This window comes from Pedobacter sp. MR22-3, assembly GCF_026240075.1.
GTDB lineage: Bacteria > Bacteroidota > Bacteroidia > Sphingobacteriales > Sphingobacteriaceae > Pedobacter.
The window spans coordinates 55008-80052 of record NZ_JAPIVF010000011.1; the positions used below are offsets into that span (position 1 = coordinate 55008).

Annotated in this window: 24 protein-coding genes and 1 tRNA gene; 9 read left to right on the forward strand and 16 right to left on the reverse strand. The window is 39.8% G+C overall.

Annotated elements, in window-relative coordinates; translation table 11 throughout:
- The first annotated feature begins 30 nt into the window (after positions 1-30).
- Positions 31-594: a YqgE/AlgH family protein gene (locus tag OQ267_RS22005; protein ID WP_088302181.1), complete on the forward strand. Its 564-nt coding sequence runs from the start codon at positions 31-33 to the stop codon at positions 592-594.
- On the opposite strand, the gene OQ267_RS22010 is transcribed toward OQ267_RS22005, so the two are convergent.
- The 3 genes from OQ267_RS22010 to OQ267_RS22020 form a co-directional block, all read right to left on the reverse strand.
- Positions 591-1724 (reverse strand): acyltransferase family protein, encoded by a 1134-nt coding sequence (locus OQ267_RS22010; protein WP_265838135.1) that lies wholly within the window; start codon positions 1722-1724, stop codon positions 591-593. The genes OQ267_RS22005 and OQ267_RS22010 overlap by 4 nt on opposite strands.
- 17 nt (positions 1725-1741) lie before the next feature.
- On the reverse strand, positions 1742-2224 hold the full coding sequence (purE, locus tag OQ267_RS22015; RefSeq protein WP_265818313.1) for a 5-(carboxyamino)imidazole ribonucleotide mutase: 483 nt from the start codon (positions 2222-2224) through the stop codon (positions 1742-1744).
- 62 nt (positions 2225-2286) lie between these two features.
- On the reverse strand, positions 2287-3426 hold the full coding sequence (locus tag OQ267_RS22020) for a 5-(carboxyamino)imidazole ribonucleotide synthase (protein ID WP_088302162.1): 1140 nt from the start codon (positions 3424-3426) through the stop codon (positions 2287-2289).
- 15 nt (positions 3427-3441) lie between these two features.
- Here OQ267_RS22020 and OQ267_RS22025 point away from each other — a divergent pair, with 15 nt between their 5' ends.
- Positions 3442-4671 carry an NAD(P)/FAD-dependent oxidoreductase gene (locus OQ267_RS22025; RefSeq protein WP_265838136.1) on the forward strand — a complete coding sequence of 410 codons (1230 nt, stop codon included), beginning with the start codon at positions 3442-3444 and terminating at the stop codon, positions 4669-4671.
- 16 nt (positions 4672-4687) lie between these two features.
- Here the strand turns inward: OQ267_RS22025 and OQ267_RS22030 are convergent, their stop codons facing one another.
- Positions 4688-5404: a hypothetical protein gene (locus tag OQ267_RS22030; RefSeq protein WP_265838138.1), complete on the reverse strand. Its 717-nt coding sequence runs from the start codon at positions 5402-5404 to the stop codon at positions 4688-4690.
- Between the two features lie 397 nt (positions 5405-5801).
- Between OQ267_RS22030 and OQ267_RS22035 the strand changes: the two genes are divergently transcribed.
- Both OQ267_RS22035 and mobA read left to right on the forward strand, forming a co-directional pair.
- Positions 5802-6485, forward strand: a complete 684-nt coding sequence (locus OQ267_RS22035) for a Crp/Fnr family transcriptional regulator (protein ID WP_265838139.1) — start codon at positions 5802-5804, stop codon at positions 6483-6485.
- Entirely contained in the window at positions 6486-7061 is a 576-nt protein-coding gene (gene mobA, locus OQ267_RS22040) for a molybdenum cofactor guanylyltransferase (RefSeq protein ID WP_265838140.1), read from the forward strand.
- Here mobA and OQ267_RS22045 read toward each other — a convergent pair.
- The 5 genes from OQ267_RS22045 to nirD all read right to left on the reverse strand — a co-directional run bounded on the left by OQ267_RS22045 (position 7046) and on the right by nirD (position 14483).
- Positions 7046-8536 carry a rubredoxin gene (locus OQ267_RS22045; RefSeq protein WP_265838142.1) on the reverse strand — a complete coding sequence of 497 codons (1491 nt, stop codon included), beginning with the start codon at positions 8534-8536 and terminating at the stop codon, positions 7046-7048. The genes mobA and OQ267_RS22045 overlap by 16 nt on opposite strands.
- 4 nt (positions 8537-8540) lie before the next feature.
- Positions 8541-9044 (reverse strand): nitrate reductase associated protein, encoded by a 504-nt coding sequence (locus OQ267_RS22050; protein WP_265838144.1) that lies wholly within the window; start codon positions 9042-9044, stop codon positions 8541-8543.
- A 10-nt stretch (positions 9045-9054) separates the two neighbouring features.
- Positions 9055-12600 (reverse strand): nitrate reductase, encoded by a 3546-nt coding sequence (locus OQ267_RS22055; RefSeq protein ID WP_265838146.1) that lies wholly within the window; start codon positions 12598-12600, stop codon positions 9055-9057.
- Positions 12601-12624: 24 nt separating this feature from the next.
- A complete protein-coding gene (locus OQ267_RS22060) occupies positions 12625-13920 on the reverse strand; it encodes an MFS transporter (RefSeq protein WP_265838147.1) in 1296 nt (431 codons plus the stop codon).
- A 215-nt stretch (positions 13921-14135) separates the two neighbouring features.
- On the reverse strand, positions 14136-14483 hold the full coding sequence (gene nirD / locus OQ267_RS22065; protein WP_088302155.1) for a nitrite reductase small subunit NirD: 348 nt from the start codon (positions 14481-14483) through the stop codon (positions 14136-14138).
- Positions 14484-15010: 527 nt separating this feature from the next.
- Between nirD and OQ267_RS22070 the strand changes: the two genes are divergently transcribed.
- Together OQ267_RS22070 and OQ267_RS22075 are read left to right on the forward strand one after the other, a co-directional pair.
- Entirely contained in the window at positions 15011-15241 is a 231-nt protein-coding gene (locus OQ267_RS22070) for a hypothetical protein (protein ID WP_265838148.1), read from the forward strand.
- Positions 15242-15521: 280 nt separating this feature from the next.
- The gene (locus OQ267_RS22075; protein WP_265838149.1) at positions 15522-15971 is read left to right on the forward strand and encodes a DUF983 domain-containing protein; all 450 of its coding nucleotides are present in this window, start codon (positions 15522-15524) and stop codon (positions 15969-15971) included.
- Positions 15972-16075: 104 nt separating this feature from the next.
- On the opposite strand, the gene infC is transcribed toward OQ267_RS22075, so the two are convergent.
- The 5 genes from infC to OQ267_RS22100 form a co-directional block, all read right to left on the reverse strand.
- Positions 16076-16645, reverse strand: coding sequence for a translation initiation factor IF-3 (infC, locus tag OQ267_RS22080; protein ID WP_088302152.1), 570 nt, complete (start codon positions 16643-16645; stop codon positions 16076-16078).
- Positions 16646-16831: 186 nt separating this feature from the next.
- Positions 16832-17809, reverse strand: coding sequence for an MlaD family protein (locus tag OQ267_RS22085; RefSeq protein WP_088302151.1), 978 nt, complete (start codon positions 17807-17809; stop codon positions 16832-16834).
- A gap of 2 nt (positions 17810-17811) precedes the next feature.
- Positions 17812-18585 (reverse strand): ABC transporter ATP-binding protein, encoded by a 774-nt coding sequence (locus OQ267_RS22090; protein ID WP_088302150.1) that lies wholly within the window; start codon positions 18583-18585, stop codon positions 17812-17814.
- Positions 18586-18592: 7 nt separating this feature from the next.
- Positions 18593-19393, reverse strand: coding sequence for an MlaE family ABC transporter permease (locus OQ267_RS22095; protein WP_088302149.1), 801 nt, complete (start codon positions 19391-19393; stop codon positions 18593-18595).
- Entirely contained in the window at positions 19390-19746 is a 357-nt protein-coding gene (locus OQ267_RS22100; RefSeq protein WP_088302148.1) for a hypothetical protein, read from the reverse strand. Before OQ267_RS22100 ends, OQ267_RS22095 begins: the two co-directional genes overlap by 4 nt.
- A gap of 348 nt (positions 19747-20094) precedes the next feature.
- On the opposite strand from OQ267_RS22100, the gene OQ267_RS22105 reads away from it, so the two are divergent.
- A complete protein-coding gene (locus OQ267_RS22105) occupies positions 20095-20274 on the forward strand; it encodes a hypothetical protein (protein ID WP_029288744.1) in 180 nt (59 codons plus the stop codon).
- Positions 20275-20397: 123 nt separating this feature from the next.
- Here the strand turns inward: OQ267_RS22105 and OQ267_RS22110 are convergent.
- Both OQ267_RS22110 and OQ267_RS22115 read right to left on the reverse strand, forming a co-directional pair.
- Positions 20398-20469 (reverse strand) — tRNA-Cys (locus OQ267_RS22110).
- Positions 20470-20642: 173 nt separating this feature from the next.
- Positions 20643-21431, reverse strand: a complete 789-nt coding sequence (locus OQ267_RS22115; protein ID WP_265838150.1) for an SDR family NAD(P)-dependent oxidoreductase — start codon at positions 21429-21431, stop codon at positions 20643-20645.
- A gap of 250 nt (positions 21432-21681) precedes the next feature.
- Here OQ267_RS22115 and katG point away from each other — a divergent pair, with 250 nt between their 5' ends.
- Both katG and OQ267_RS22125 read left to right on the forward strand, forming a co-directional pair.
- Positions 21682-23958 carry a catalase/peroxidase HPI gene (gene katG, locus OQ267_RS22120; RefSeq protein WP_265838151.1) on the forward strand — a complete coding sequence of 759 codons (2277 nt, stop codon included), beginning with the start codon at positions 21682-21684 and terminating at the stop codon, positions 23956-23958.
- Positions 23959-24059: 101 nt separating this feature from the next.
- Positions 24060-24560 carry a GNAT family N-acetyltransferase gene (locus tag OQ267_RS22125; protein ID WP_265838153.1) on the forward strand — a complete coding sequence of 167 codons (501 nt, stop codon included), beginning with the start codon at positions 24060-24062 and terminating at the stop codon, positions 24558-24560.
- The last annotated feature ends 485 nt before the right edge of the window (positions 24561-25045 follow it).

A 25045-nucleotide genomic window follows, 5' to 3' on the forward strand; every position in this document is an offset into this window, starting at 1 on the left:
TCTTTTATGGTGCTACAAATGATTATCATCATGCTTAACAATATAAAACCAAAAACAGGTCGTTTATTGATCTCTGAACCCTTTATGTCTGATCCTAATTTTAAGCGGTCTGTGGTATTATTGTCTGAGCATGGCAACGACGGTTCTGTGGGTTATATTTTAAATCAGGTGGCGAATGTTATTTTGAAAGATGTGATGCAGGATCTATGGGAAGCTCAAAATCATATTTATTTCGGCGGACCTGTTGCTGCTGATACCCTGCATTTTATCCACAGGGCTTATGATAAACTGCAAAGCGGGGAGCCCATTGGCAATGGCTTGTATTGGGGCGGTAATTTTGAAACGCTTAAAGTTTTAATCAATACCAATGCCATCGATGAGCATGAGGTTAAGTTTTTTATGGGTTATTCTGGTTGGGATAACGGGCAGCTGGACAGAGAATTGCAACAAAATGCCTGGATGGTAAGCGAAGTATCTGATCTCAATCTTATTTTTGGTAATGATGATGAAAAACTCTGGCGGGATGTAATTGTAAATCTCGGACCCAAATATGCACATGTAAGCAATTTTCCGATTGATCCGAGTTTAAATTAGGCTTTAAATTTTTTCAGGAATTTCTTCTGCAACCAGTTTCGAACGGGTTCATCGTAATATTTCAAACTTAAATAGGCAATACCAATACTTCCTGCAAATAATAATAAGCCCATTGGAAGTCCTTTTTCCATTGGAATTTTATGGTCAATCACCCAGGCCGTGTAAACGTAAATAAGTGGATAATGGGTGATGTAAAGCGGGTAGGAGATATCGCCCAGAAATTTACATATTTTCTGGCTGGTTTTTCCAGCAATATGGCTTCCGGCACCAATAGAAACAATCAGTGGGGAAATAAAAATAATTACAACTGATTCATATAATCCATTCATCCAAAGCTTTTCTGGTCCACCCAACCTCGGAAAGGATAATACCGTAAGCAATAAAACGGCACAGATCCAAAATCCACCTTTTATATGAATGAGTTTCCCAAACCTGCATAACAGCACACCTGCAAAAAAAGGAAATAATAACCGGGTAAAACCTATGGTAAGTTGTTCGGTATTCACAGACCAGCCGCCAATTACATCGCCCTGCTTCCCCAATACGGTGTGGTAAATTAATAAACAGGCAGCCAATAAAACCAGAATGGATAATGCGGTTTTAGAAAATTTTCTTACCAGTAGGGCATATAAAATATTACCAATGTATTCGAAAAATAAGGACCATGCCGGACCATTTAAAGGATGCATTTCCTGCCAGCCCCTGATATCCATAGAAGGTAATACGGGGATTACAGTAAAGCCAACTAACATAATTAATATGAGCTGCCAGACAGGCGTTTGCGCAATGGGTGGGAATGTTGCTCCTGCGCCCTGATAAAATAAAACGGCACCAATAATCGTCCCGATGATGACCATGGGCTGTAACCTGATCAGTCTCCGTTTAATGAATGCCCATTTTGTTAATTTTTCCCAACGGTCATCATAAGCATAAGCAATTACAAAACCAGATAACAGGAAGAAAAAATCAACGGCCAGATAACCATGGTTTAACAGCTGTTCGAAACGGTTGCCCATCGCAAATGCTTCCATAATATGAAACATCACCACAAAAAAAGCGGCTACACCACGTAAACCATCCAGAATCTGATAATGGTTTTTAGCATTGAGTACTTCAGTTTGAGCGTTCATAAAATGGAAATAGGGGATTACATGCTTTCAGCGCTTTCTTCCACTTTTCTTTTCAACTCATCTTTGTAGGCCTGCATTTTTAAGGTTAAAGATTCATCTGCCGTAGCTAAAATCTGAACAGACAGTAAGCCGGCATTTTTAGCGGCATTAAGTGCAACTGTGGCTACCGGAATGCCATTAGGCATTTGCAGGATAGATAAAATACTGTCCCAGCCATCAATGGAGTTGGAAGATTTTACCGGAACGCCAATTACAGGCAATGTGGTAATAGAAGCCACCATTCCGGGTAAATGAGCTGCACCGCCAGCTCCGGCGATGATTACTTTTAAACCTCTGGCATGGGCATCCTTCGCATAATGAAACATGCGTTCAGGTGTTCTATGCGCAGATACTACGGTGATTTCATAATCAATCCCAAATTCCTTTAACACATCAGCGGCATCCTGCATAACAGGTAAGTCTGATTTGCTGCCCATGATTATTCCTACTTTTGCACTCATGATATTTATTTTATCGCTTATTGTCCTTAATCCTTAGTCTTTGTTCCTTGCTCTTTATTTATTTAAGCAATTACTTTAAGAGTCTTTTGTACATATCTTGCTTTTTCAATGGCCTTATCCCTGTCGATGTCAACAATGGTTACGTGTCCCATTTTACGAAAAGCTTTGGTATATTTTTTTCCATAGAGGTGAACAAAAACACCGTCAATAGCCATTATTTTTTCCAAGTTTTCGTATTTGGCAACGCCTTCTGAACCTTTTTCGCCCAACAGGTTAATCATTACGGCATTGGTAATGCTGGTGGTATCGCCCAAAGGCAAATTATAGATAGACCTTAAGTGCTGCTCAAACTGAGAAACATAATTGCCCTCTATGGTATGGTGACCGCTATTGTGTGGTCGCGGCGCCACCTCGTTTACCAGGATTTCTCCATCGCTGGAAACGAACATTTCTACCGCTAAAATTCCGGTAATGTTCATGGCTGATGCGATGTTTTTAGCAATGTTTTCGGCTTTCTGCTGTAGACTTTCAGCATAAGTAGAAGGGGAGATCAGAAACTCAACCAGGTTCGCTTCAGGATTAAATTCCATCTCAACCATTGGAAAGGTTTTCATGTCGCCTTTTGCATTTCTGGCTACAATAACTGCAACTTCCTTTTCAAAATCGACCAATTTTTCAATAATGCAGGGGGCATCAAAGGCATTTTTCAAATCATCTGCACTGTTTATTCTCATTACGCCTTTACCATCATACCCGTCTTTGCGCAATTTTAAAATATATGGAAAAGGAATCTGGCTGTTTTCAAGATCTTCTCTGGTATTCACAATCTGAAAAGGAGAGGTTGGAATATCATTTTCCTTAAAAAACTGTTTTTGTACGCCTTTATCCTGAATCAAACGAATTACCCTCGATTGGGGAAACACTTGTTTGCCTTCTTTTTCCAGTTGCTCTAAAGCTTCGATATTAACTTTTTCTATTTCGATAGTGATGATGTCAGCCTTTTTTCCAAAATTGTAAACGGTGTCAAAATCTGTGATGGAACCATTTTCAAAATAGTTTGCCAGGTGTTTGCAAGGCGCATCCGGATCCGGATCCAAAACCAAACTGGTTACATTATAGTTAATCGCCTGCTGAATCAGCATCCTGCCGAGTTGTCCACCACCTAAAATACCTAATTTTAATTCGCTGATCTGTTTTGCCATGAAGGGTTGAAAATTATGCTACTTTTGTACAAAAGTAACAATTTAGGTTTAATGATGGATGCAGATGCGATTATTATTGGTGCAGGTGCCTGTGGATTAATGTGTGCAGTACAGGCAGGCTATCTCGGTAAAAAGGTCATCGTACTGGAAAAGAATGAAAAACCCGGTGCTAAAATTCTAATCTCCGGTGGCGGGCGCTGTAATTATACCAATCTGTTTGCTTCAGATGAGCAGTTTATTTCTGCAAATACTCATTTTATCAAATCTGCCTTTAATCAATGGACAGTTGATGATACTATTGGTTTTTTCGAGACTTATGGTATTCAGGGAAAAGAAAAAACGCTGGGGCAATTGTTTCCTGATGATAAAAACGCCAAGGATGTGGTGGATGTGTTTACCTCGGTCTGTGCCGATTTTGGACAGGAAATCAGAACCAAAGCTGATGTGAAGGAAATTGAAGTTTTGCCAGATGAATTTAAAGTAACCTACGAGAAACACGGAAAAATAATCTCACTGCGTGCGGAAAAATTAGTGATTGCCACCGGAGGCTTACCAATTCCGAAAATGGGTGCCACTGATTTTGCCTTGCGTTTTGCAAGGAAACATCAGTTAAACATTATAGAAACCGCCCCGGCTTTGGTTCCTTTAACCATCACAGGAAAAGATGAGGAATGGTTTTCACAGCTTTCCGGCAATTCGGTTTTTTGCGAAGTGAGTAATGAAGCGATATCTTTTGAAGAAAATATTCTTTTTACACACTGGGGATTGAGCGGTCCGGCGGTTTTGCAGATTTCTTCCTTCTGGCGCAAAGGTGAGGTGGTGAATTTAAATCTTCTTCCCGCAGAAAATATCCTTCAATTGTTAGATGAGGAGCGTAAACTCAATGGCCGAACTTTAGTTTCTACTTTGCTGAACCGTTTTTACACCAAAAAGCTGACGGATGCCTTAGGGAAGTTTTTGCCACTAAATAAACCTGTTGCAGCCTTAACCAAAATGGAAATGGAGCTAATAGATCAAACAATACATCGTTTTAAAGTAAAGCCTGCAGGAGATAAAGGTTATGATAAGGCAGAAGTAATGCGTGGGGGAATTGATACGAATGAGATATCTTCTAAAACGCTGGAGTGTAAAAAAATTCCAAATCTCTTTTTTGGTGGTGAATGTTTAGATGTGACAGGCTGGCTTGGGGGATATAATTTTCAATGGGCCTGGGCCAGTGGCTTTGTCATTGCACAGCAGATTTAATTTATATAGCTTATCATCATAAATAAACATTGGGCATGATTTCCCAGGCCCATGGCTTTTTAAAAGTTTTGAATGTTCTCAGCTGACTGAAAAATAGTACCTCACTGGTTTTTTGATTGGCGATGTCGCGCTGATGCAGATTGCCTATGGTAGTAAAGAGCTGGCGGCTATTGAAATCGTAAATCCGCTCTGTCATATCTCCAGTATTCTGGTTAAAATAAAGGTTAATTGCACTGGTAAGATACCAATCCTTTTGCTGGAATTTAAAAGTGTAACCCAATTCCCATCGCCACTCACTACCCCCTCTGAATCTTAAAAAAAGTTGCTGATCTTTAATCTCTACCTGTTGTAGTGGATCTCCAAGTTTTCCGCCTTCTTCAGATCTTAGGATAAAATCGTTATTCTGGGTTGATAAATGATAATCACCCGTTGTTTTATCTTTAAAATAAATGGCTAAAATACGTGGTTTCTGTGTTTCTTTAATAATTTCGGAATTGTTATCGCCATAGGTTCGTGTTTCCTCAATGGTTTGGTTTGATTCAAAAACCAATGCCAGATCTGCTGCCTGGTCGTTATTTAAATCGCCCTGAGCTGTTTCAATTACCGTCCAGTTTTTCAGTTGAAGTTGTTCAACGGCAGAACCTTGCAGTTTTACTTTAGGGAAAACAAATGATTTTTGAGCGGAGGCGATCTGAGAAAATAAAATTGTCAAAATAAGGGGCAAGAATTTCATTCGGTATCATAAAGTGGATGTATGTATAAAAACGTTGATTAAAGGGTTTAATTACATTTTGTATGTATCAAATCTGTAGTAAGCCTTGGTTGATAGAGATATAATTTAAGCGATCTGATTTGTTAGGCTAAAACATTATCTATGTAGAATACAGTCATTTCGCGATGAAGGTACTTCCCTGTTTTATTTCTATTCTTTAGGACTTGTATCAAGTAAATGGAATTTAGTTTTATTCAACAAGCTAAATGAGGTTGAATTTGAAGAATGAGTTTTTTGAAATAGAAGTCACATCGTTCTTTTCTTTTTAAGGAAAGATACCCACAGGACTTCTGCTACATCATATTTTATAATTAAAATCAATGATGATTGATTACTTTTACCCTATACGTTTGAAATTATGAAGAAGGATAGTGCTTGCGACCTTAATACCTGTATGATGTGCCAGCTGGCATTACCTGAATGGCAACCTGCCATTGCGCACCACAGAAAAAACTTTATTGCCAAAAGAGGCGAATCGATTTTTAGTGAGGGTGAACCAGTTAAAGGGGTATATTTTGTTACCTCCGGTAATGTGAAAATCCATAAAAAGTGGGGTGATAAAGAACTGATTTTGCGTTTCGCAAACCGTGGTGCTATTTTTGGGCACCGGGGCATAACCTCAAAAATAGATGCTTACCCCATTTCTGCCACGGCTTTAGAAACCACTCATTTTTGTATTGTGGATATTGAATTTTTTAAAACCACGCTGAAGGTTAATCATGAATTTTCTTACCAGATGCTGATGTTTTATGCAGATGAGTTACATGCTTCAGAGAAAAAAATGAGAAACCTGGCTTTAATGTCGGTTAAAGGACGCTTGGCTGTGGCCTTGCTGGAGTTGAAAGCACAATTTGGTTTAGACCAGGATGGCTATCTCTCATTGGAGCTGAGCCGGCAGGATCTGGCAGCCTTTACAGGTGCCACTTACGAAACGGTATTCCGCACCATGAATGAATTACTGGCAGAACAGCTGATTAAAGTAAACGGGAAAGCTCTGGGTATTATGAACGAAGCCGGATTAATTGAACTTGCTTCGAAATAAATGTTAGGCATCGTTTGCTGCGGGGGAAAAAGCACCAGGATGGGAACCGATAAGGGGCTGATTTCTATGGGGAATGGCAACTGGGCTATACATGCTTTCCAGAAGCTGAAAGGCCTGGGTATTCCAGTGGCAATATCGGTTAATGAAAGTCAGCGCGAAAATTACCTTCCATTCTTTAAAGAAGAACAATTCATTTTTGATGATCCATCATTGGATATAGCCGGCCCGGTGCTGGCACTTTTATCGGTACATGCGAAACACCCGTTGGCTGACTTGTTGGTGCTGGCCTGCGATTTACCACTGATGGAAACCAGCCTGTTAACACAATTACTGGACGCAGAAAATAAATTACCCGCTAAGGAAGCTTTTGTTTTTGGCCATGACGGAAACCCGGAGCCACTTTGTGCCATTTATAAAGCCGGAAGTTTAGCCAAAGTTATGCATGAACTAAAGGGGGGCAGGCTAACCAGGCACAGCATGAAACATGTTTTAAGTTTGCTGAAGGTTTGCGAACTCATCATCCCTGAAGGTAAAACAGGGGCTTTTAAAAATTTCAATACTTATGATGGAGTATAAGCAAGGGCGGAATGGCTGATTTTGATAAACTCATCTTTCGTACCTTCACATACCGGGCAACAATAGCTTTCTGCAAGGTGCTGAAAGGCCGTATGTGGCGGGATGTTTGATTCCATTTCGCCAATGGCTTCGTTGTAAATGGTAAAACACCGGCGGCATTGATAAAGGTTTTCTTCTTCCAATAAAGGAGTATTTACTTTGGCAGTGGGCGAAACAGCTTTTTTATACTGGCTGGTTTCCTTTCTGAAAGTATAAAACTTCATAATAACCCTTCTCAACTGCTCGGGCAGCATGGCTTTCAGGTTGCCACTGCTAAAAACTTCTTCTGTACGTTCATTCGGATTAAAATCTTTTGCCCTGAGGATGTCGTAAACGGGGAATAGTTTGACGCCCATAAAATGGACGAGGTAACGTTTGCGAATTAGAATGCTGCTGAATATTTCACTTTTTTTCCTGGTTTTAATACCAACGCAAATCCCGAAAGTACGGATATCATCTATGCTGAGGTATTTCACCAGGTAGTTTTTTAGCTGCAGGCCTTCCATACAGTTATCTTCTACCTGAAAATTCAGTTCATTGGCTGCATGGCGCATGTTGATGTTAAATTCTTCCAGCAAATTGTTCCAGCGGATTTTATCTTGTTCAGCAATACCTTTGATAACGATGCTTTTCCATGAGGTGCAGCAAATTTGTCCCACTTTCGTATCTGTACATAACAGGCAGAGTTTTTTTAAGAAAGCCACTTCAAACAATTCATCCCGCCGGTAAATGCCAAGCCAGTATTTGTTATTGTAGCGGTTAAGGCCTTCATAATAGGGCAGGTTAAATGGTACAGTGGAGACCGGTTGTGTGGCTTTTTTTAAGATGTAATCATTGGTTTGCATCAGGCTGAAAAGTTCTGCTCCGCTGGCTTGTATATTATCGATAAAATCTGCAGGCTGTGAAGTAATCAGGGCTTCAATTTGCCTGGTTAATCTGGAAATGCTGTTGGTGTAACACAGCTGATCCCACTCATAAACTACATTGGTTTTAGGGAAGCGGATAATGAGGTGCCAGTAATGTTCGGCCGCTGCAGAAGCGATCCAGTTGATATTGCCGGTGAGCATGGGCGTGAAACTCTGGCTATGATCGCAGATGTTTACCTTTAAGCTGGGTTTAAAATCTATAGCAGCCAGCACATCCTGGTAAACCCCTTCGGTAAGCCAGGAGTTCCGGATAAAAATTTCTTCAGCAGGGTAGGAGCTTACGATATTGGGGTATTGGCTCTGGTCAATTTCATAATCAATGGCGAGGCGGCTGAGTTCACCAGTAAATGTTGCTGCGTTGTAGCTGATGGTATCCAGGTAGAGCTGTTGCCTTAGTCCAAACCTTATATATTGGATTTTTGCCCTTGTGGCCGCCACCAGGATGTTATACAGGTTTCCGGGTGAAATAATCCCGCCGGGAAAATTAATAATAACGGTGAGTGGTTGCATACTGTTAGTTTAATAATCCAAATTCTACAGCTGCCTTAGGGAAGTTTTTATTTTCATGTCCGGGTCTGCAGAGTTTTAGTAAGGCAAACCGCTGGATATCAGTTAGTTTTTTCCATTGTTCCAGTGAAAGGTTCAGTTCAATTTCTGCTGATTTTTCCAGTAACATTTCCGGAATCTGCTGCAAATTGGCCCAGGCGGGTGCAGGCTCTATGGCCAGCTTTGTAGCTGTATTGCCCGTGTATTTGGTAATCAGTGCAATCAGGTATTGATGGTAGCGTTCGGTCACTTCGGCGTTATCAATAGACATTAAAGCCAGTTTTACCCGTTCAGTTGCGTTAAATTTACTCCATTCGCTTAACTTTAACTTAATCCCGCAGGCATCCATTTTAAAACGGACAATCATAGGGATGCAACGGATGTTATCTTCCATGAAATCTTCTTCAAAACGGAAATATTCTATGCCCTTTACGTTAATGAATTCTGAAGGACTGGTGGTTTTTCTGCTCATTTTACTTTGATTAATCTTGTTCAACAGGAATTAATGGTTTGGCTTCCTTTGGGATATTGATGAAAGCATCAAGGATGTTTTTGACCTCTGGCCTGCAGCTGCCACAACCCATACCTGCACCGGTTAGCTGGCAGAGCTGCAAATGATCTTTGCATCCTTCTTTTATTTTATTGATTAAATTACCTTCACCCACATTATTGCAGCTGCAAATGGTTTTACCAATAAGCGGCTCAGCCATTTTTCCGCTTCGCAGCAACTGAAGCCTTTTTTCACTTAGCTCCATTTTGGTTTCAATTAAATTCCTGAATTCGAGGAACTCACTTTTATCGCCAATGAGGATGGCACCTACCAGTTTATCCTGGTGTACAATGCACTTTTTATAATAGCGTTTCGCCTTGTCTATAAAAATAATTTCTTCATAACCCTTTCCATTATTCGGAATTTCTGCCAGCCCAAGTGAGCAAAGTGCCAGACTGTGCATCTTCAGGATGTTCATCAGTAAACTTCCGGTGTAGTACTTGCCGATGTCGCCACAGAGAAACCTGGCCACTACTTCGGCCTGCTGTTCGGCAGCGGCAGTGATGCCATAAAGCTGATCTTCAAATTCTGCAATTTCGCCAATGGCGAAGACGTCTTTTGCATTCGTTCTTAAATATTCATCCACCACCACCCCCCGTTTACAATCAATACCGGCTTGTTTGATCAGTTCTATATTCGGAACGGTACCAATAGCAATAACCAGCGACTGGCAGGCAATCATACGTCCGCTTTTTAAGCGAATGCCTGCTATTTCCTTTTCTCCTAAAAAGCGGTCTACCTCATCATTATAAATGATATCAATGCCTTTGCTCAAAATTTCTTCGTGAAGCAGCTGGCTGCCCATCATATCCAGCTGGCGGCCCATTAAGCGCGAAATTCTTTGTATAATGGTTACCTGTGCACCTGTTTCCTTAAGAGAGGTCGCCAGTTCAATACCCAGTAAACCTCCGCCCACAATAACAACCTCCTTATTGGTGTTCGTCAGGTGTGCTTTAAACTGATCGGCATCTGTTCTGCTCCTCATGGTAAATATCCCTCTCATGTGGGGCATATCTTTCAGTACGAAAGGTCTGCTGCCCGTGGCCAGTATTAAAATGTCATATTGGTGAATAATGCCCCGGCTATCGGTAACGGTTTTTGCTGCGGTTGAAAGGTGGCGGATTTCTATACCGCGGTGTAGTTTAATGTGGTAATGATTTTCTTCATCATCACTCATTTTGATGAGGTTATGCCAGGGCAAAGTGCCTGTAATGTAATCGGGGAGGAGTACCCTGTTGTAAAATGGAAAGTCTTCCTTGCTGAAAATTTCAATATCATCATCCATATTTAAGGTCCGGTAGCTTTTTACAAAACCACAGGCACCCGCACCAGCGCCCACTACGATGATTTTTTGTCTGGGCTTCTGATACAATTTGACTTCAACGGCGCTGTATTTAAAATCAGGTTCCTTACTGATGGGATCAACCAGGTTATTGGTGAGGTTATTGACCCGGTGATGGTCATAATAGTTGATGATGCCCCAGTGCATGGGCATGAACACGACGCCTGGTTTAATGTCCTCATTGTATTTGGCTTTCACCCTTACCTCGCCGCGTAAGCTGGTCACTGCTACCAGATCCTGGTCTTTAATTTTTCGCTTAGCGGCATCTGCCGGATGAATTTCTAAAAAAGTTTCACCAAGGTGCTGGTTCAGCTTCGTTACTTTACCGGTTTTGCTCCGGGTGTGCCATTGATCCCTAATTCTTCCCGTAGTGAGGATCAGCGGATGTTCAGGGCTTAAAGGTTCAGACTGGTTTTTGTCTGAAAAGGAAAGAATGTTTGCCCGTTCATCAGGCGTATGAAATTTATAGTCGGTGAATAGCCTGGAGGTGCCCGAAGTATTGTTTTTTGGATATGGCCATTGAACGGCCCTCTGCTTTTGAAGGATCTCGTAATCCAATCCACTGATATCAATGCTGGTTCCGGCGGTAAGTGCCGCATGTTCAAGGTAAATGGCTGAAGGGTTTTGGAAATCAAAGCCGGCATAACCCATTTTTTTTGCGAAGCGGCAAATGATTTCAGCATCAGGCAAAGCTTCTCCGGGTGCATCAACCATTTGATTTAAATGAGAAATGTAACGGCCTGCATTGGTCATGGTGCCTTCTTTTTCCGCCCAGGCGGCTGCAGGCAGAACCACATCAGCATACTTTAACGTTTCAATTTTATTACTGATGTCCTGAACCACTACAAAGCGGGCATTTTTAAGTCCGGCTTCAGCCATTTTCACATCAGGCAAACTAATCAGTGGATTGGTACATAAAATCCAGATGGCTTTGAGTTTGCCCGTATTTAGTTCATCAAACATTTCCGTAGCCGTAAGCCCCGGTTTTGGATTAATACTGCCTAACGGAATATTCCAGAAGGTTTCCACTTCATTCCGGTCTTTTTCGTCAGCCAGGTTGCGGTGTGCCGGCAGCAAATTACTGAGTCCGCCAACTTCCCTGCCACCCATAGCATTGGGCTGCCCGGTTAGTGAAAACGGTCCGCTGCCTGGTTTTCCGATGTGTCCGGTAATGAGGTTCAGGTTAATGAGCGAAAGGTTTTTATGGGTACCCACCACGCTTTGGTTCAGGCCCATCGTCCACATGGTGAGGAAGCCTTTGGCATGGCCAATAAGCGAAGCAGCCGTCCGAATATCGCTTTCTGTGATTCCGCAAATTATAGCTGCATCGGCGATGGACGTACGCAATACATTTTCACGATAGGCGGCAAAGCCATTGGTGTGCTGCCGGATAAAATCAGGATTGGTTTTGCCATCAGTAATTAAGCAATTTGCCAGTGCATGATGTAACGTAATGTCGGTTCCTGGGTTTATTTGTAAATATACATCAGCCAGTGCACAGGTTTGAGTCTTTCTTGGGTCGCTGACAATGATTTTAAGCTTTGGGTTTTTCGCTTTAGCAGCTTCTACCCTCCGCCATAAAATGGGATGGCACCAGGCGGGGTTAGCTCCGGCTACGAAAATGCAATCTGCCAGTTCAATATCATCATAACTGATCGGCACACTGTCTTCTCCCAAACTCATTTTATAACCAACAACCGCACTGCTCATACATAAGCGGCTGTTGGTATCGATATTATTGCTACCGATAAAACCTTTAATCAGTTTATTGACCACATAATATTCTTCCGTTAAACATTGTCCGCTGGCATAAAATGCCACACTGTCCGGACCATGTTTTTCTATTAAAGCCTTAAAAACAGCCGCCGTTCGTTCAAGTGCAGTGTCCCAGCTTACCCGCTGTAAAGGCATGTTTTTATTGTAGCGCATCTGCGGATAAAGCAAGCGGTCGCTTTTATCATTAACCGTATAATGCAGATTCATCCCTTTACTACACAGCATACCGCGGTTAACCGGATGTGTTTCATCACCCGCAACTGTGAGGTTATCCTGAGCATCCTTATGTACAACAATACCACAGCCCACGCCGCAATAGCAGCAGGTAGTGGTATTTGATATGTGTTTTCCTGGTTCCAAAAGATGTTTGAGATGGTAAATGAATTATTTTGAAGGATTAAAAACAAGCTCATTGATATTTCGCTGTTTTTGTGCCACAACGGTTCTGAAAATAAATACTGCAATGCCTATGGTCAGAATGATATAACCCAATAATGTAAAAGCACTGGTGTAATCAATTAAATCTTTATGCAGGACATGATCTCCGGTCAGGTTTTTAGACAAATGGTTGGCTTTTGCTTTAAACATAAAGGCAATGAGCATGGCACCAATGTTTCCTCCGGCACCTACAATGCCGGCTACGCTTCCCACGGCTTTAGGATTAATAAAAGGAACCAGGCTATAGGTGGCTCCATTAGCCATTTTTAAACTCAGGCCGAAAACAAACATCATTAAAATAGCCATGCCGATATTTCCGGATTTTGCAAACCAGATTAAGCCAATGCCTTCTATCAAAAGTAAGGAAGCCAATAACAGTGTCTTTCCATCAAACCCCCAGGTTTTGCCAATTTTATCAGCAAGGATGCCACCCACAGGTCTGGCGAATATATTTATCCAGCCAAAAATACCTGCCACCATTCCGGCGACTGCTATGGTGGCACCGAATGAATCGGTAAAGAAAATGGGTGCAAAATTATCAACTGTAATTTCTACACCGAAGCAGGCCGCATAGGCAATGGTTAAAATCCAGGTACGGTAATCTTTGGCGGCAAGCAAAAAAGTGTTTTCCTTATTTTTCTTGCCCATATCAAGGTTTTTAAAGTCCCCCGCCGGACTGTCTTCGGTATATCTATGATAAAGGAATGCACACAAGAGCAGCATGATGCCTGGAAAAATCATGGCATATCGCCAGCTGTCAGCCGGGGTACAAAGCCCGATGGCACTAAGCCCTGATGCAATAAGTGGCATAAAGAAGTTGGCCGCACCTCCGCCGGCATTTCCAAAACCACCTGCCGTAGCATTGGCCGTTCCTTTAATGTTTGGCGCAAACATAATAGAGGTGTGAAATTGTGTAATGACAAATGAGGCGCCAATTACGCCGATGGCCAGGCGGAAAATAAGAAAAGACAGATAAGACTGACTGGTGCCAATGAAGATGACCGGGATGGCACATAACACGAGTAACCAGGTATAAATGCGTTTAGGACCGAATTTATCAATGAGCCTGCCGATCATCAGACGGGCAAGTATGGTAGCGGATACCGATGCAATCTGGATATTCCCTACCTGGTCTTTAGTCAGGTTTAATTGTTCTCTGGCCATTTTCATAAGCGGGGCCATCCCGAACCAGGCGAAAAAGCAAAAGAAAAAGGTAAGCCAGGTAATGTGAAAGGTTTTCATCTGAACGCCTTTCAATGAGAATATATTGAGTTTGCTAAGGGGTTGATTAGTTGAGTTCAACATTTTAAGGTTTGTTTGGTTTGCATGATTAAATGATATGCCTTTGCCTGGCCAATGATCCGCGCTCCACGTGATTCCATTCAATGAATAAAGCATCCATTTTATTATAGCCTTGCTGCTATCTCTTCATCTGATATTGATGTTCAATCAGATCATTATTTGGGATTGATGCCAATATAAACCGTTCCGTTTTCAATTTTAACAGGATAGGTTTTAAGGGCGCATTCATCGCCGCTTAAGCATTCACCGGTTTTTAAGGAGAAGTTTTTCTTATGAAATGGACAAGCTACCTTAGGTTCATCGGTAGCAGTACCAATCATTCCACGACTTAAAGCCATTTGTTTACGGTGCGGACATTCATTTTGTGTGGCGTACCACTCATTTCTTCTGGTAAAGTAAAATAATGCGATTTGATCATCACCATTTTTTACACATACCCCACCATTTTCTACCGCATCCTCCACCCGACAAGCGGCTAACCAATTATTTGACGTTTCTGTCATTTTATTTGGGTTTAAATTTAAAAATTGAACAATTAATATATTTGGTTAGTATATGTCTTGAAAAAAAATATAAATCTTCTGTTTTTTTTGTGATAATTAGATTAATATATAGAATAATTGCTTTTTAATATGACAAATGATAGTCAAATATAGTATTTAAAGTTGTTTTAATTATATTTTATATATTAATTATCATTTAATTGATGTTTTATTTTGAGTATTTAATATTTGACTGCGTTTTTGTTTAAAAATTTGAATGATTTAATTAAATAATGGATTGTTTTTTGATTTTTTTGTAATTTTTTATCTGTATTTTATTGTTTTTTAATTGCTAATTATGGTTTTTATTCTTTTTAAATGGTTTTTTGGCTCTATAGATTGATTTCAATATCGATTTGTAATATATATATATGACTTATTACAGTGGGGATGTAGCAGAACTTTTTGAATACCGGGCGTTGTAAGAAATTTATCTTTTTTCTAAACAATTATGGACTGAGCATGCTTATTAATGCAAAATATATTAAATGAGCACACAAAGACCAATAGCAAAAGATTTGCAGAAGTTTATAGATCGTTATGAACCTACAAAATTTAAAGTAATGCGTTCAGGCATAGAAATCAGAGGGGTAAGTAATATTCACCAGGCCATCCAAACGGCAAAAGATATTATAGAAAAGCTTAAGTTAAACTTAAATATTGCGCACAGTGCAGATATGGTAAGCTACGGCGGTTTTGAAGTGAATCTTCGCTCATAAAACTTCAGGAAACTGAGTAGATTTGCTGCTCAGTTTCCAATAATAATGACTTCATTAGCTCAGAGATAGCGAAAGTGCTATTCCTTTTCGGATAACATATTGTATTTTCCGATTACCTTTTAAAGGGTGAATTTCTAAAATCAATAGTATAGGATAATAATTGCCAGATTTGGGTATTCCTGATTTCGTTTTGGATACTGGTAAATATAATAAAAAACTAACCATGATCTTTACTGTTCTAAAATGGTATTCAGTTTAAATAATTAATCATTTTATTAATATGGATCATACTCAGTTGGAAAAACAAAACAGTACAGAATTGCGGGTTTCTGAATGGTCTGCATTCATCCATGCCAAATGCCCGAGGTGCCGCCGGGGTGCTATATTTACCGGTGCAATGTATGGATTTAAGATTCAGAAGATGAAAGAGGTTTGTGATGTTTGTGAGCTGAAGTTTGAGCGGGAACCCGGATATTTCTACGTGTCTATGTTTGTAAGCTATGCCATGAATGTTGCCGAAATTATTTTTTTAGGCGTGGCTGCTTATGTATTGGGCTTAGATATTGTTTACGAAAACTTATGGTATTTTGTAACCATTATTTTTGCAGGTGTATTACTCTTTTCTCCCTTAAATTACAGGTACTCCCGTTTGGTATTATTGTATTGGCTATCTCCCGGACTTCATTATGATCCTTCCCGAATCAAAAAGATAATTGAAGTAAAAAAATAAGTTTTGTCGTTCTTATTAATAACAGAAGGGTATGGAATACGTATAGATCTGATGCCAGGCTATCAGGCATCAGATCGAATAGTATAAGAAAAACCTGTTGATTATTATTTCTTTCCAGCCTTGGGTGCCAGTGTCAGGAACATTCTTTTTCCCTCAAGCTTTGGAAGCAGTTCTACCTTTCCAACATCTTCCAGTCCCTGAGCAAACCTTAATAATAAGATTTCTCCCTGGTCTTTATAAACGATTGATCTTCCTTTGAAATGTACAAATGCCCGCACTTTTTCTCCGCTTTCAAGGAATGATATTGCGTGCTTTAATTTAAATTGAAAATCATGATCATCCGTGTTCGGACCAAACCTGATATCTTTAATGATGGTTTGCTTGGCTTTAGATTTGATTTCTTTCTGTTTCTTCTTTTGTTCATAAAGAAACTTACTGTAATCTACGATGCGACAAACGGGGGGTACTGCATTAGGCGAAATTTCAACAAGATCGAGTCCTTGTTCATCTGCCAGTTTTAATGCTTCGGCGATGGGATAAATTGCCGTTTCTACATTTTCTCCGGTTAATCTGACCTCCGAAGCGGTGATTAACTGATTAATTTTATGTTCTGCTTCTTTCTTTCTGAAGGGTAAGCGTGGCCCTCTGTTAAATCCTGCTTTTTTTAATGCCAAATTTTTAAAGTTTTAGTGAATAATAAATTTTTGAGAACCGTTAATCTGAGGTTTTCGATAATATACAACATTCGGTACTGCTGTGCAAGTTTTGTTTATGATCATGACTTTGAACTGAATTTCTATAAAATGAAAATGCATCCAATTCCTATGTAAAATTGAATGCATTTCTAATAATAGATTTATTTACTGTTGCTGTCTTTTAAGCGAATCTTTTGCCCTCTTTTTAAAGAAACCCCGCAAAAGGAAGTTGCTTTGCAAAGCTTCCAGATCTTCATCCAGCTTTTTACTGCTCTTCTCCAGGTTGACCATGATTGATCGTACCTGCTGTGCGGTGGCCGCATCATTTAATAATAATCCGGCTGCATTATCCGAAGTTTTAAGTTTACCGGAGGCGGCTTCCAGGTTAGCAGCCATTACGGATGCCGATTGGGTAAGTTTTTGCAGGCTCTGAGTTGATCTTTCCAGCTTTGCAAAAACAGCAGTATCCGTCATCATCTTATTCACTAATCCATCCTTGTTATTTAAGGTCCGACCGAAGGTATTGAGTTCCAAAGCCATTTTTGAGGTTGCCATTGAGGTTTTATTCAGGTTAGCCACCATAGATTTGAAATTATTTGCCAATTCTTCATCCGACAGGAGTGCACCTGCAGCACCTTTTCCATCTACCAGGTTACGGGAAAGCAGTTTAAAATCAGAAGTTACGTCTACCAGGTTTTTATTGTTTACCTGAAGTGTTTTCATGATATCATCAGTAGATAACGAACTGTTTACCTTTAGCATATCGCCATCTTCCACAAATGGAAATTTTGGGTTACCACCGGTAAGTACAACGATTTTATTGCCAATTAATCCATCCGCTCCAATGCTGGCCCCGGCATCTTTATGGATATATTTATGCATGTCTTCTTCAATGCTTAGCGCAACTTTTACTTGTGATGTGCCAAAAAAATCAATTTTCTTGATTGTTCCGATTTTAACACCTGAGAACCATACATTATTTCCCTTTTTTAAACCCTGTATATCATTAAATACTACATTAAGGGTAAAGCTTTTTACAAAGGTTTTTTTCTGGCTGCCGAGGGTGAAAATCGCCACCACAAATATCAGTATGCCTATGGCAATAAAAATGCCGACTGTTATTTTCTTTTTGTTATCGTTCATGGTTATTGTATAAAATTATAATCAAAAAATGGTTGTGCCAGCTGATCGCCTGAATTAAATATCTGCTCAAAACTTCCCTGCCGTTCAAATCGCCTTTCCATTAGCATGGCAACACGATTGCCCACTTCCTTGGCACAGGTTAAATCGTGAGTAATGATTATGGCACTGGTATGGTATCGTTCCTGCACATCATTAATCAGTTTATTAATTTCTTTCGAAGTAATTGGATCTAAACCTGCGGTAGGTTCATCATAAAGCATAATTTCTGGCTTTAAAATTAATGTTCTTGCAATTCCAATCCGTTTCCTTTGTCCACCGGATAATTCTGATGGCATCTGATTAATGGTTTGAGCCAATCCTACAGCATCCAGCATTTCTTCAATCAGGGCATTCACTTCAGATTTTGTGAGGTCTTTCCGGTTTCGCACCAAAGGAAACTCGAGGTTATCCCGAACAGTCATGCTATCATATAAGGCACTGTTTTGAAATGAGAAACCTATCCTTAAACGGAGGTCCAGTAATTCCTGGTAAGAAATTTCATCTACTTTCTGGCCGAGTACATTTACCAATCCACTATCCGGACGAAGCAGGCCGACAATTATTTTAATCAGCACTGATTTACCCGTTCCGCTTTTTCCAAGTACTACGAGGTTTTCGCCTTTATAAAGATCAAGGTTTGCACCTTCTAAAACCTGGTAAGATCCGAATGCCTTATCCAGTTCCTTGATTTCAATTACTTTTTCTGCACTGAAATCGGTCATGTTTTTTGATGTCATATTTCAGTTATGTATTAAAAAGACTAAAAATCTGAACACAAACCACTTCTTCAACAAAAATGAGGAACATCGCCGTTACTACTGCTGAGTTAGCTGCCTTTCCTACACCTTCTGTACCTTTTGACGAATGATAACCCTGATAACAACCTACAATGGCGATGGTAAAACCAAATATTATCGCTTTAATTGTACTTGCAATGATATCCAGGAAAGTGATGTTTTCTAATGCGCTCTGAAAAAATGTGGTGGCACTGGTACCTTCGTTTACCGAAACATTGAGCAGTGCGCCCAGCATGCCGACCATTGCGGTATAAAAGGTAAGAATAGGCATGGTGATGGTTGCGGCCAGTACCCGTGTAGCTACCAAAAACTTAAACGGATTTGTGGCACTTACCTCCATGGCATCAATTTGCTCGCTAACTTTCATCGAGCCTAGTTCTGCACCAATGCTTGAGCCTACTTTCCCGGCTGCGATGAGTCCGGTAAGTAGTGGCGCGAGTGTTCTTAATAAAGCAATTCCCACTAGGGAAGGCAGCCATGAGGTGGCACCAAATTCTGATAAAGAAGGTCTTGATTGTTTTGTAAATACCAATCCGGTAATGAAGCCGGTAGTAGAAATCAGCAGTGCCGAGCGATAACCAATTTCATAACACTGCCTCATCAGTTCTTTAAACTCATAGGGTGGAAGAAAAGCTTCCTTGAAAAACCGGCCTATAAATCCAAATACATGGTACAAAGTGATAAAAAAATTGCCAAGCTTGCTCACAGGCTTCGGTGTATCAGCTGGTTTTTCTTGTTCTATGCTCATTGTTGAATTTTTGTTTTGTTGATAGAATCCTGGAGCATTTCTTTTTCTTTCAATAACCTGTGTTTGTAAATCTCAAGCGTATCTGCCGGAGACAAGCTATTGAATAATACCTTATAAGTCGCCATTAAGCTATTGTTCCTTTCCTGAAAATGATATTGATTGATTTTTCCATTAAGGTATTGATTCTTTAAAGCAACCTGTTGATTAATAATGGCTTTTGCTGAATCAACTATGCCTGAACTGGAAAGAGAAATTTGCCGGTCAACTTTTTTCCCGCCAGAACCCTGTTCAGGGTTGGTATTATGGCAGGCAACAACCAAGAGTATAACAGGCAGCATGAATGTTATTTTCATGCTAACAATACATATTAAGCTGTTAATTGTTTGTTTGACTTAACATTTATTTTTTAGTATATATTTAAAGGTGAAGATGGTAATAGAGATGGCAGCAAGAATGGTACATGCTATATTTAAAAATTGAAATATCAGCATGCCAAATGAGACTAAAAATATGGAAATAGCCATACTGATCTGCTGATCATTTTTAATAAAGATAAACAAATCAGATAACCTTTCAATTCTGAAATGAAAGTCTTTGATAGATTTTTTTTGTAATCTGATGGGATTTATTAGTTTTGTGAGCCCCAAAAGAGGGTTAAAACAATTTACAGGTGGATTTATTCATCTTAATTATTCATAAATATGGAAAAATTCAAACAGGTACAAGAAGTTATCGCTTCAGTAGAAGCTGATATTGCTAAATTCTATGATGGTGGAAATGCAGCAGCCGGAACTCGTGTTCGTAAAGCAATGCAAGACTTAAAAGTATTGGCTCAGGAAATCAGAGCTGAAGTTACAGAGAAAAAAAACAGTGCTAAATAAGCATTTGTGAATTTTTTTAAAGCCCTTGGTATTTCAGCTGAGGGCTTTTCTGTTGAATAGTACTATACTAAACAATCAATACAGATTAAAAGAAGCTGTATAGCGTTCTTACCGGTGCTATAGACGTCATGGGCGGATTCGAACCGCCGTAAAAGGTTTTGCAGACCTGTACCTCAACCACTCGGCCACATGACTATTTTTAATTCAATCATTGATTTAATAATTGAATCAGGTACAAATATATAAAAATATATTAAATCTATAGTTTTAGTAGTCTTTTTTTGGTTCGTTAATAACTTATTTTAATATATGGGATAATGTATACCTGGGTTAAAATTTCAAGTAGAAGTGTGGTATGATTAAAATAGCTATACCTTATATATACCAGCAGCCATTTTTTCTATAAAGGCTTTTGGCAGAAATCTATTGGCATAAACACTGACCATATTAGTTAAGCCCGGAACAATTTCTGATTTCTTGGCAAGCATGCCCTTTATTGCAATCCTGGCCACTTCATCCGGTTGCATATTAAATTTTTCTGCCATCTTACTAAAGGCATCTAATCCCGCCCGGTGTGCAAACCCGGTATCTACAGGACCGGGGCTTAAACAGGTAACTGATATGGATGTATTTTTTAATTCAAATCTCAACGCGCGTGAAAAAGAAAGCACAAAAGCCTTCGTTGCAGAATAAATGGCAAGTGTAGGTACAGCCTGATATGCCGCCGTACTGGATATATTCAGAATGTAAGATTGTTTTTCTTTGATAAGCGAAGGTATAAGGAGGTGACATAAAGAGACCAGCGTATCCATATTTAACTGGCACATTTCCATTTGAACCTGAAGGTCTAAATCTTTAAACTGTCCCCATTGGCCATAACCAGCATTATTAACTAAGGCATTAATACCATAATTTTTATCAGTAATCCAATCTGATACTACTTTAGGTGAAGTTGGAACACTTAAATCAATTGCCAAAAAATCAGTTGCTATACCATATTGTATTTCAAGATCATGACCAAGTGAGGCCAGTTCTTCAGCAGATCGTGCAACAAGTAACAGGTTAAAACCTTTCTTAGCCAGTTCTGTCGCAATTGACCTGCCGATGCCTTTGCTTGCTCCCGTAATTATGGCATAAACCTTTTTCTGTTCCTTCATCGATTTTTTAAATATACTGTCATGCAAATATGCTATATAAAGATTAAATCCTGACTTATTCTGGATAATTCATCACAATGTTTTTGTGATTGGTGCAATATTAACTGCTTTTGAAAGTAACTGAAACATGGATAGATTTTGACTATGGAAATATAGAATTATTCGATTGTGATTTCTGAAAAGGAACCTTTAACTTTAAAATTATAATTACCCTTGAATAAACATAATTCAAATAGCAAAACATAAGAAAATGGAAAAAGATTCAAATGATATCAGCAAATGCCCGTTTCATAATGGAAGTATGAAACAGAATGTTGGGGGCGGCGGAACCAGAAACCACGACTGGTGGCCAAATCAACTAAAACTAAACATTCTGCGACAAAATTCATCCCTATCAAATCCATTGGATAAAGATTTTAATTATGCTGATGCTTTTAATAGTCTTAATCTGGAAGAGGTAAAAAATGACCTGAAATTATTAATGACTGATTCACAGGATTGGTGGCCGGCAGATTTTGGTCATTATGGTGGATTATTTATCCGCATGGCCTGGCATAGTGCAGGTACCTATCGCGTTGGAGATGGCCGTGGTGGAGCCGGTGCTGGTTTGCAGCGTTTTGCGCCATTAAATAGCTGGCCTGATAATGTGAGTCTTGATAAAGCCAGAAGATTACTTTGGCCGATCAAGCAAAAATATGGGAATAAAATTTCATGGGCAGATTTAATCATCCTGACCGGTAATGTTGCCCTGGAATCAATGAATTTCAAAACCTTTGGCTTTGCTGGCGGTAGGGAAGATGCTTGGGAAGCAGATGAATCTGTTTATTGGGGATCAGAAACAACCTGGTTAGGTGGTGATCTTCGATATGGACATGGTTCGGATGGTGCCGATAAGGCACATGGCGTATTGGTAAGTGATGATGATGCTGACGGAGATACCCATTCCCGTAACCTCGAAAAACCACTTGCAGCGGTACAAATGGGTTTGATTTATGTAAATCCTGAAGGGCCAGATGGAAATCCTGATCCGGTATTGGCGGCTAAAGATATCCGCGATACTTTCGGCAGAATGGCCATGAATGATGAAGAAACAGTAGCCCTGATTGCGGGCGGACATAGTTTTGGGAAAACGCATGGTGCTGCTTCTGCAGATCATGTGGGTAAAGAACCTGAAGCCGCTGGAATTGAAAGCCAGGGATTTGGATGGGATAACAGCTATGGAAGCGGTAAAGGTGCAGATACGATTACCAGCGGACTTGAAGTAACCTGGACAACCACACCAACTCAATGGAGCAATAATTTCTTCGAAAATCTTTTTGCCTATGAATGGGAATTAACCAAAAGCCCTGCTGGGGCACATCAATGGATAGCCAAAAACGCAGAAGCAATTATTCCTGATGCTTATGATAGCAATAAGAAACATCTTCCATCAATGCTGACCACAGATATTGCTTTGCGTTTTGATCCCGAATATGAAAAAATCTCCAGACGCTTTCTGGAAAACCCTAATGAATTCGCTGATGCTTTTGCGCGTGCTTGGTATAAATTAACACATCGGGATATGGGCCCAATAAGCCGTTACCTGGGCCCTGATGTACCTCAGGAAGAGTTGCTTTGGCAAGATCCCATTCCTGCAGTAAACCATGCATTGGTAAGTGATAGCGATATTGAAATATTAAAGTCGAAATTATTATCTTCAGGCTTGACCGTATCTGAGTTAGTTTCTGTTGCTTGGGCTTCGGCTTCCACTTTCCGTGGTTCAGATAAACGTGGAGGTGCCAATGGTGCAAGAATACGCTTATCGCCACAAAAAGATTGGAAAGTAAATAACCCAGCTCAATTGCAGAAAGTTTTGAATGTTTTAGAGGGCATTCAGCAGGAGTTTAACAGCGCGCAGCTTGACGGAAAAAAGATATCTCTTGCCGATTTGATTGTATTAGCGGGGAATGCTGGTGTTGAAAAAGCTGCAACGGAAGCAGGATATTCAGTTACAGTGCCTTTTACCGCAGGGCGGATGGATGCTTCGCAGGCACAAACAGATGTGGAATCATTTGGTTATCTGGAGCCGTTAGCTGATGGTTTTAGAAACTACCGTAAATCAAAGTCATCTGTTTCAACAGAAGAATTATTGATTGATCGGGCACATTTACTTACTTTAACAGCACCTGAACTTACAGTTCTGGTAGGTGGTTTACGTGTTTTAGATACTAATTTTGATGGTTCTAAAAGTGGTGTGTTTACCTATACACCAGGAAAGCTCACCAATGAATTTTTTATAAATTTATTAGATATGAACACCTCATGGAAAGCGAGTTCTGAAGATAAAGAAACTTATCTGGGCAGCGACCGGACTACAGGACAACCAAAATGGACGGCCAGTCGTGCAGATTTAGTATTTGGTTCCAATGCAGAACTCAGGGCAATTGCTGAATTATATGCAAGTTTCGATGGGAATGAGAAATTCGTGAAAGATTTTATAAAAGCCTGGACAAAGGTGATGAATCTTGATCGATTCGATATTGCTTAATATTTAATAACTTAAATTATTTAAAGGATGCCGCTACGGTATCCTTTTTTGTTTCAGAACTATTTTTCTACATTCGTTTTCACTTCAGGTTAAAATAGTCTATGGCCATTATCTATCAAAGCAATCGAATTGTGATCCGCGAATTCTTACCGTCAGAAAGTTCCTTGTTTTGTTCATTTTTTGATGATGAGCAGGTTACGCAGTATTTGCCACAATTGCTGCCAAACGAATATAAAAACTTATTTGATGTTGCAATAAAGGATTATCAGCTCGGACCATTTGGGCGCTGGGGGATATTTGATGCTGAAAACCATGATTTTATGGGTAATTGCCTTTTCAGGCCTTTTATCGAAATTCCCGGACAAATGGAAATCGGATACAGTTTAGGTAGATCATATTGGGGTAAAGGCATTGGTACTGAAGTCGCAAAAGCACTTGTATGTTATGGATTCGCTAACACCAATTCGGACGAAATTGTAGCATTAACAGATGTAAGAAACATAGGCTCGCAGAAAGTCCTTAAAAATTCTGGTTTTAAACAACTAGAAAATATAGTTAGGAAGGAAATAGCGCTTAATTATTTTCTTATTCAGCGCAGTTAACCTCTTTGTTATGCCTATAGATTATGAGTTTACATTCGGATTAATACCCACGCACTTGCATGCTGCTTAATTTAGGCTTCTTTCTCACCTATATATTATGGAATAAATGGCTTCCTCACTTTCCCGCTAAAGCATCTTGAGCTATAAACCATAAGTTTTCGTTCTTCGAATAATCCTTTACATTCGCGATTAACCTTTCAACCTCCCCACGCCTAAAATAAAATCACCTTTACCTTCTCTATGCCTCTATGGTTTAATATAACTTGATCCGGTCTTTCTTCCTGAAAACCGCCCTTGCAAACACTCTTCATTTAAAAATGTTTTATTTATTTTAATTTTTTATGAATGATTTACAGCGGGTTATGTTTTTAGGGAGATAAAAGGGTTGGGATGGGTTTGCGGAGGTATGATTTTTTGCTACCTTTGCATCCCGCTTCGGAGGAAAGGGTTAGGGTTGAAAAGCGTGTTGATGATGAGTGTAGGGT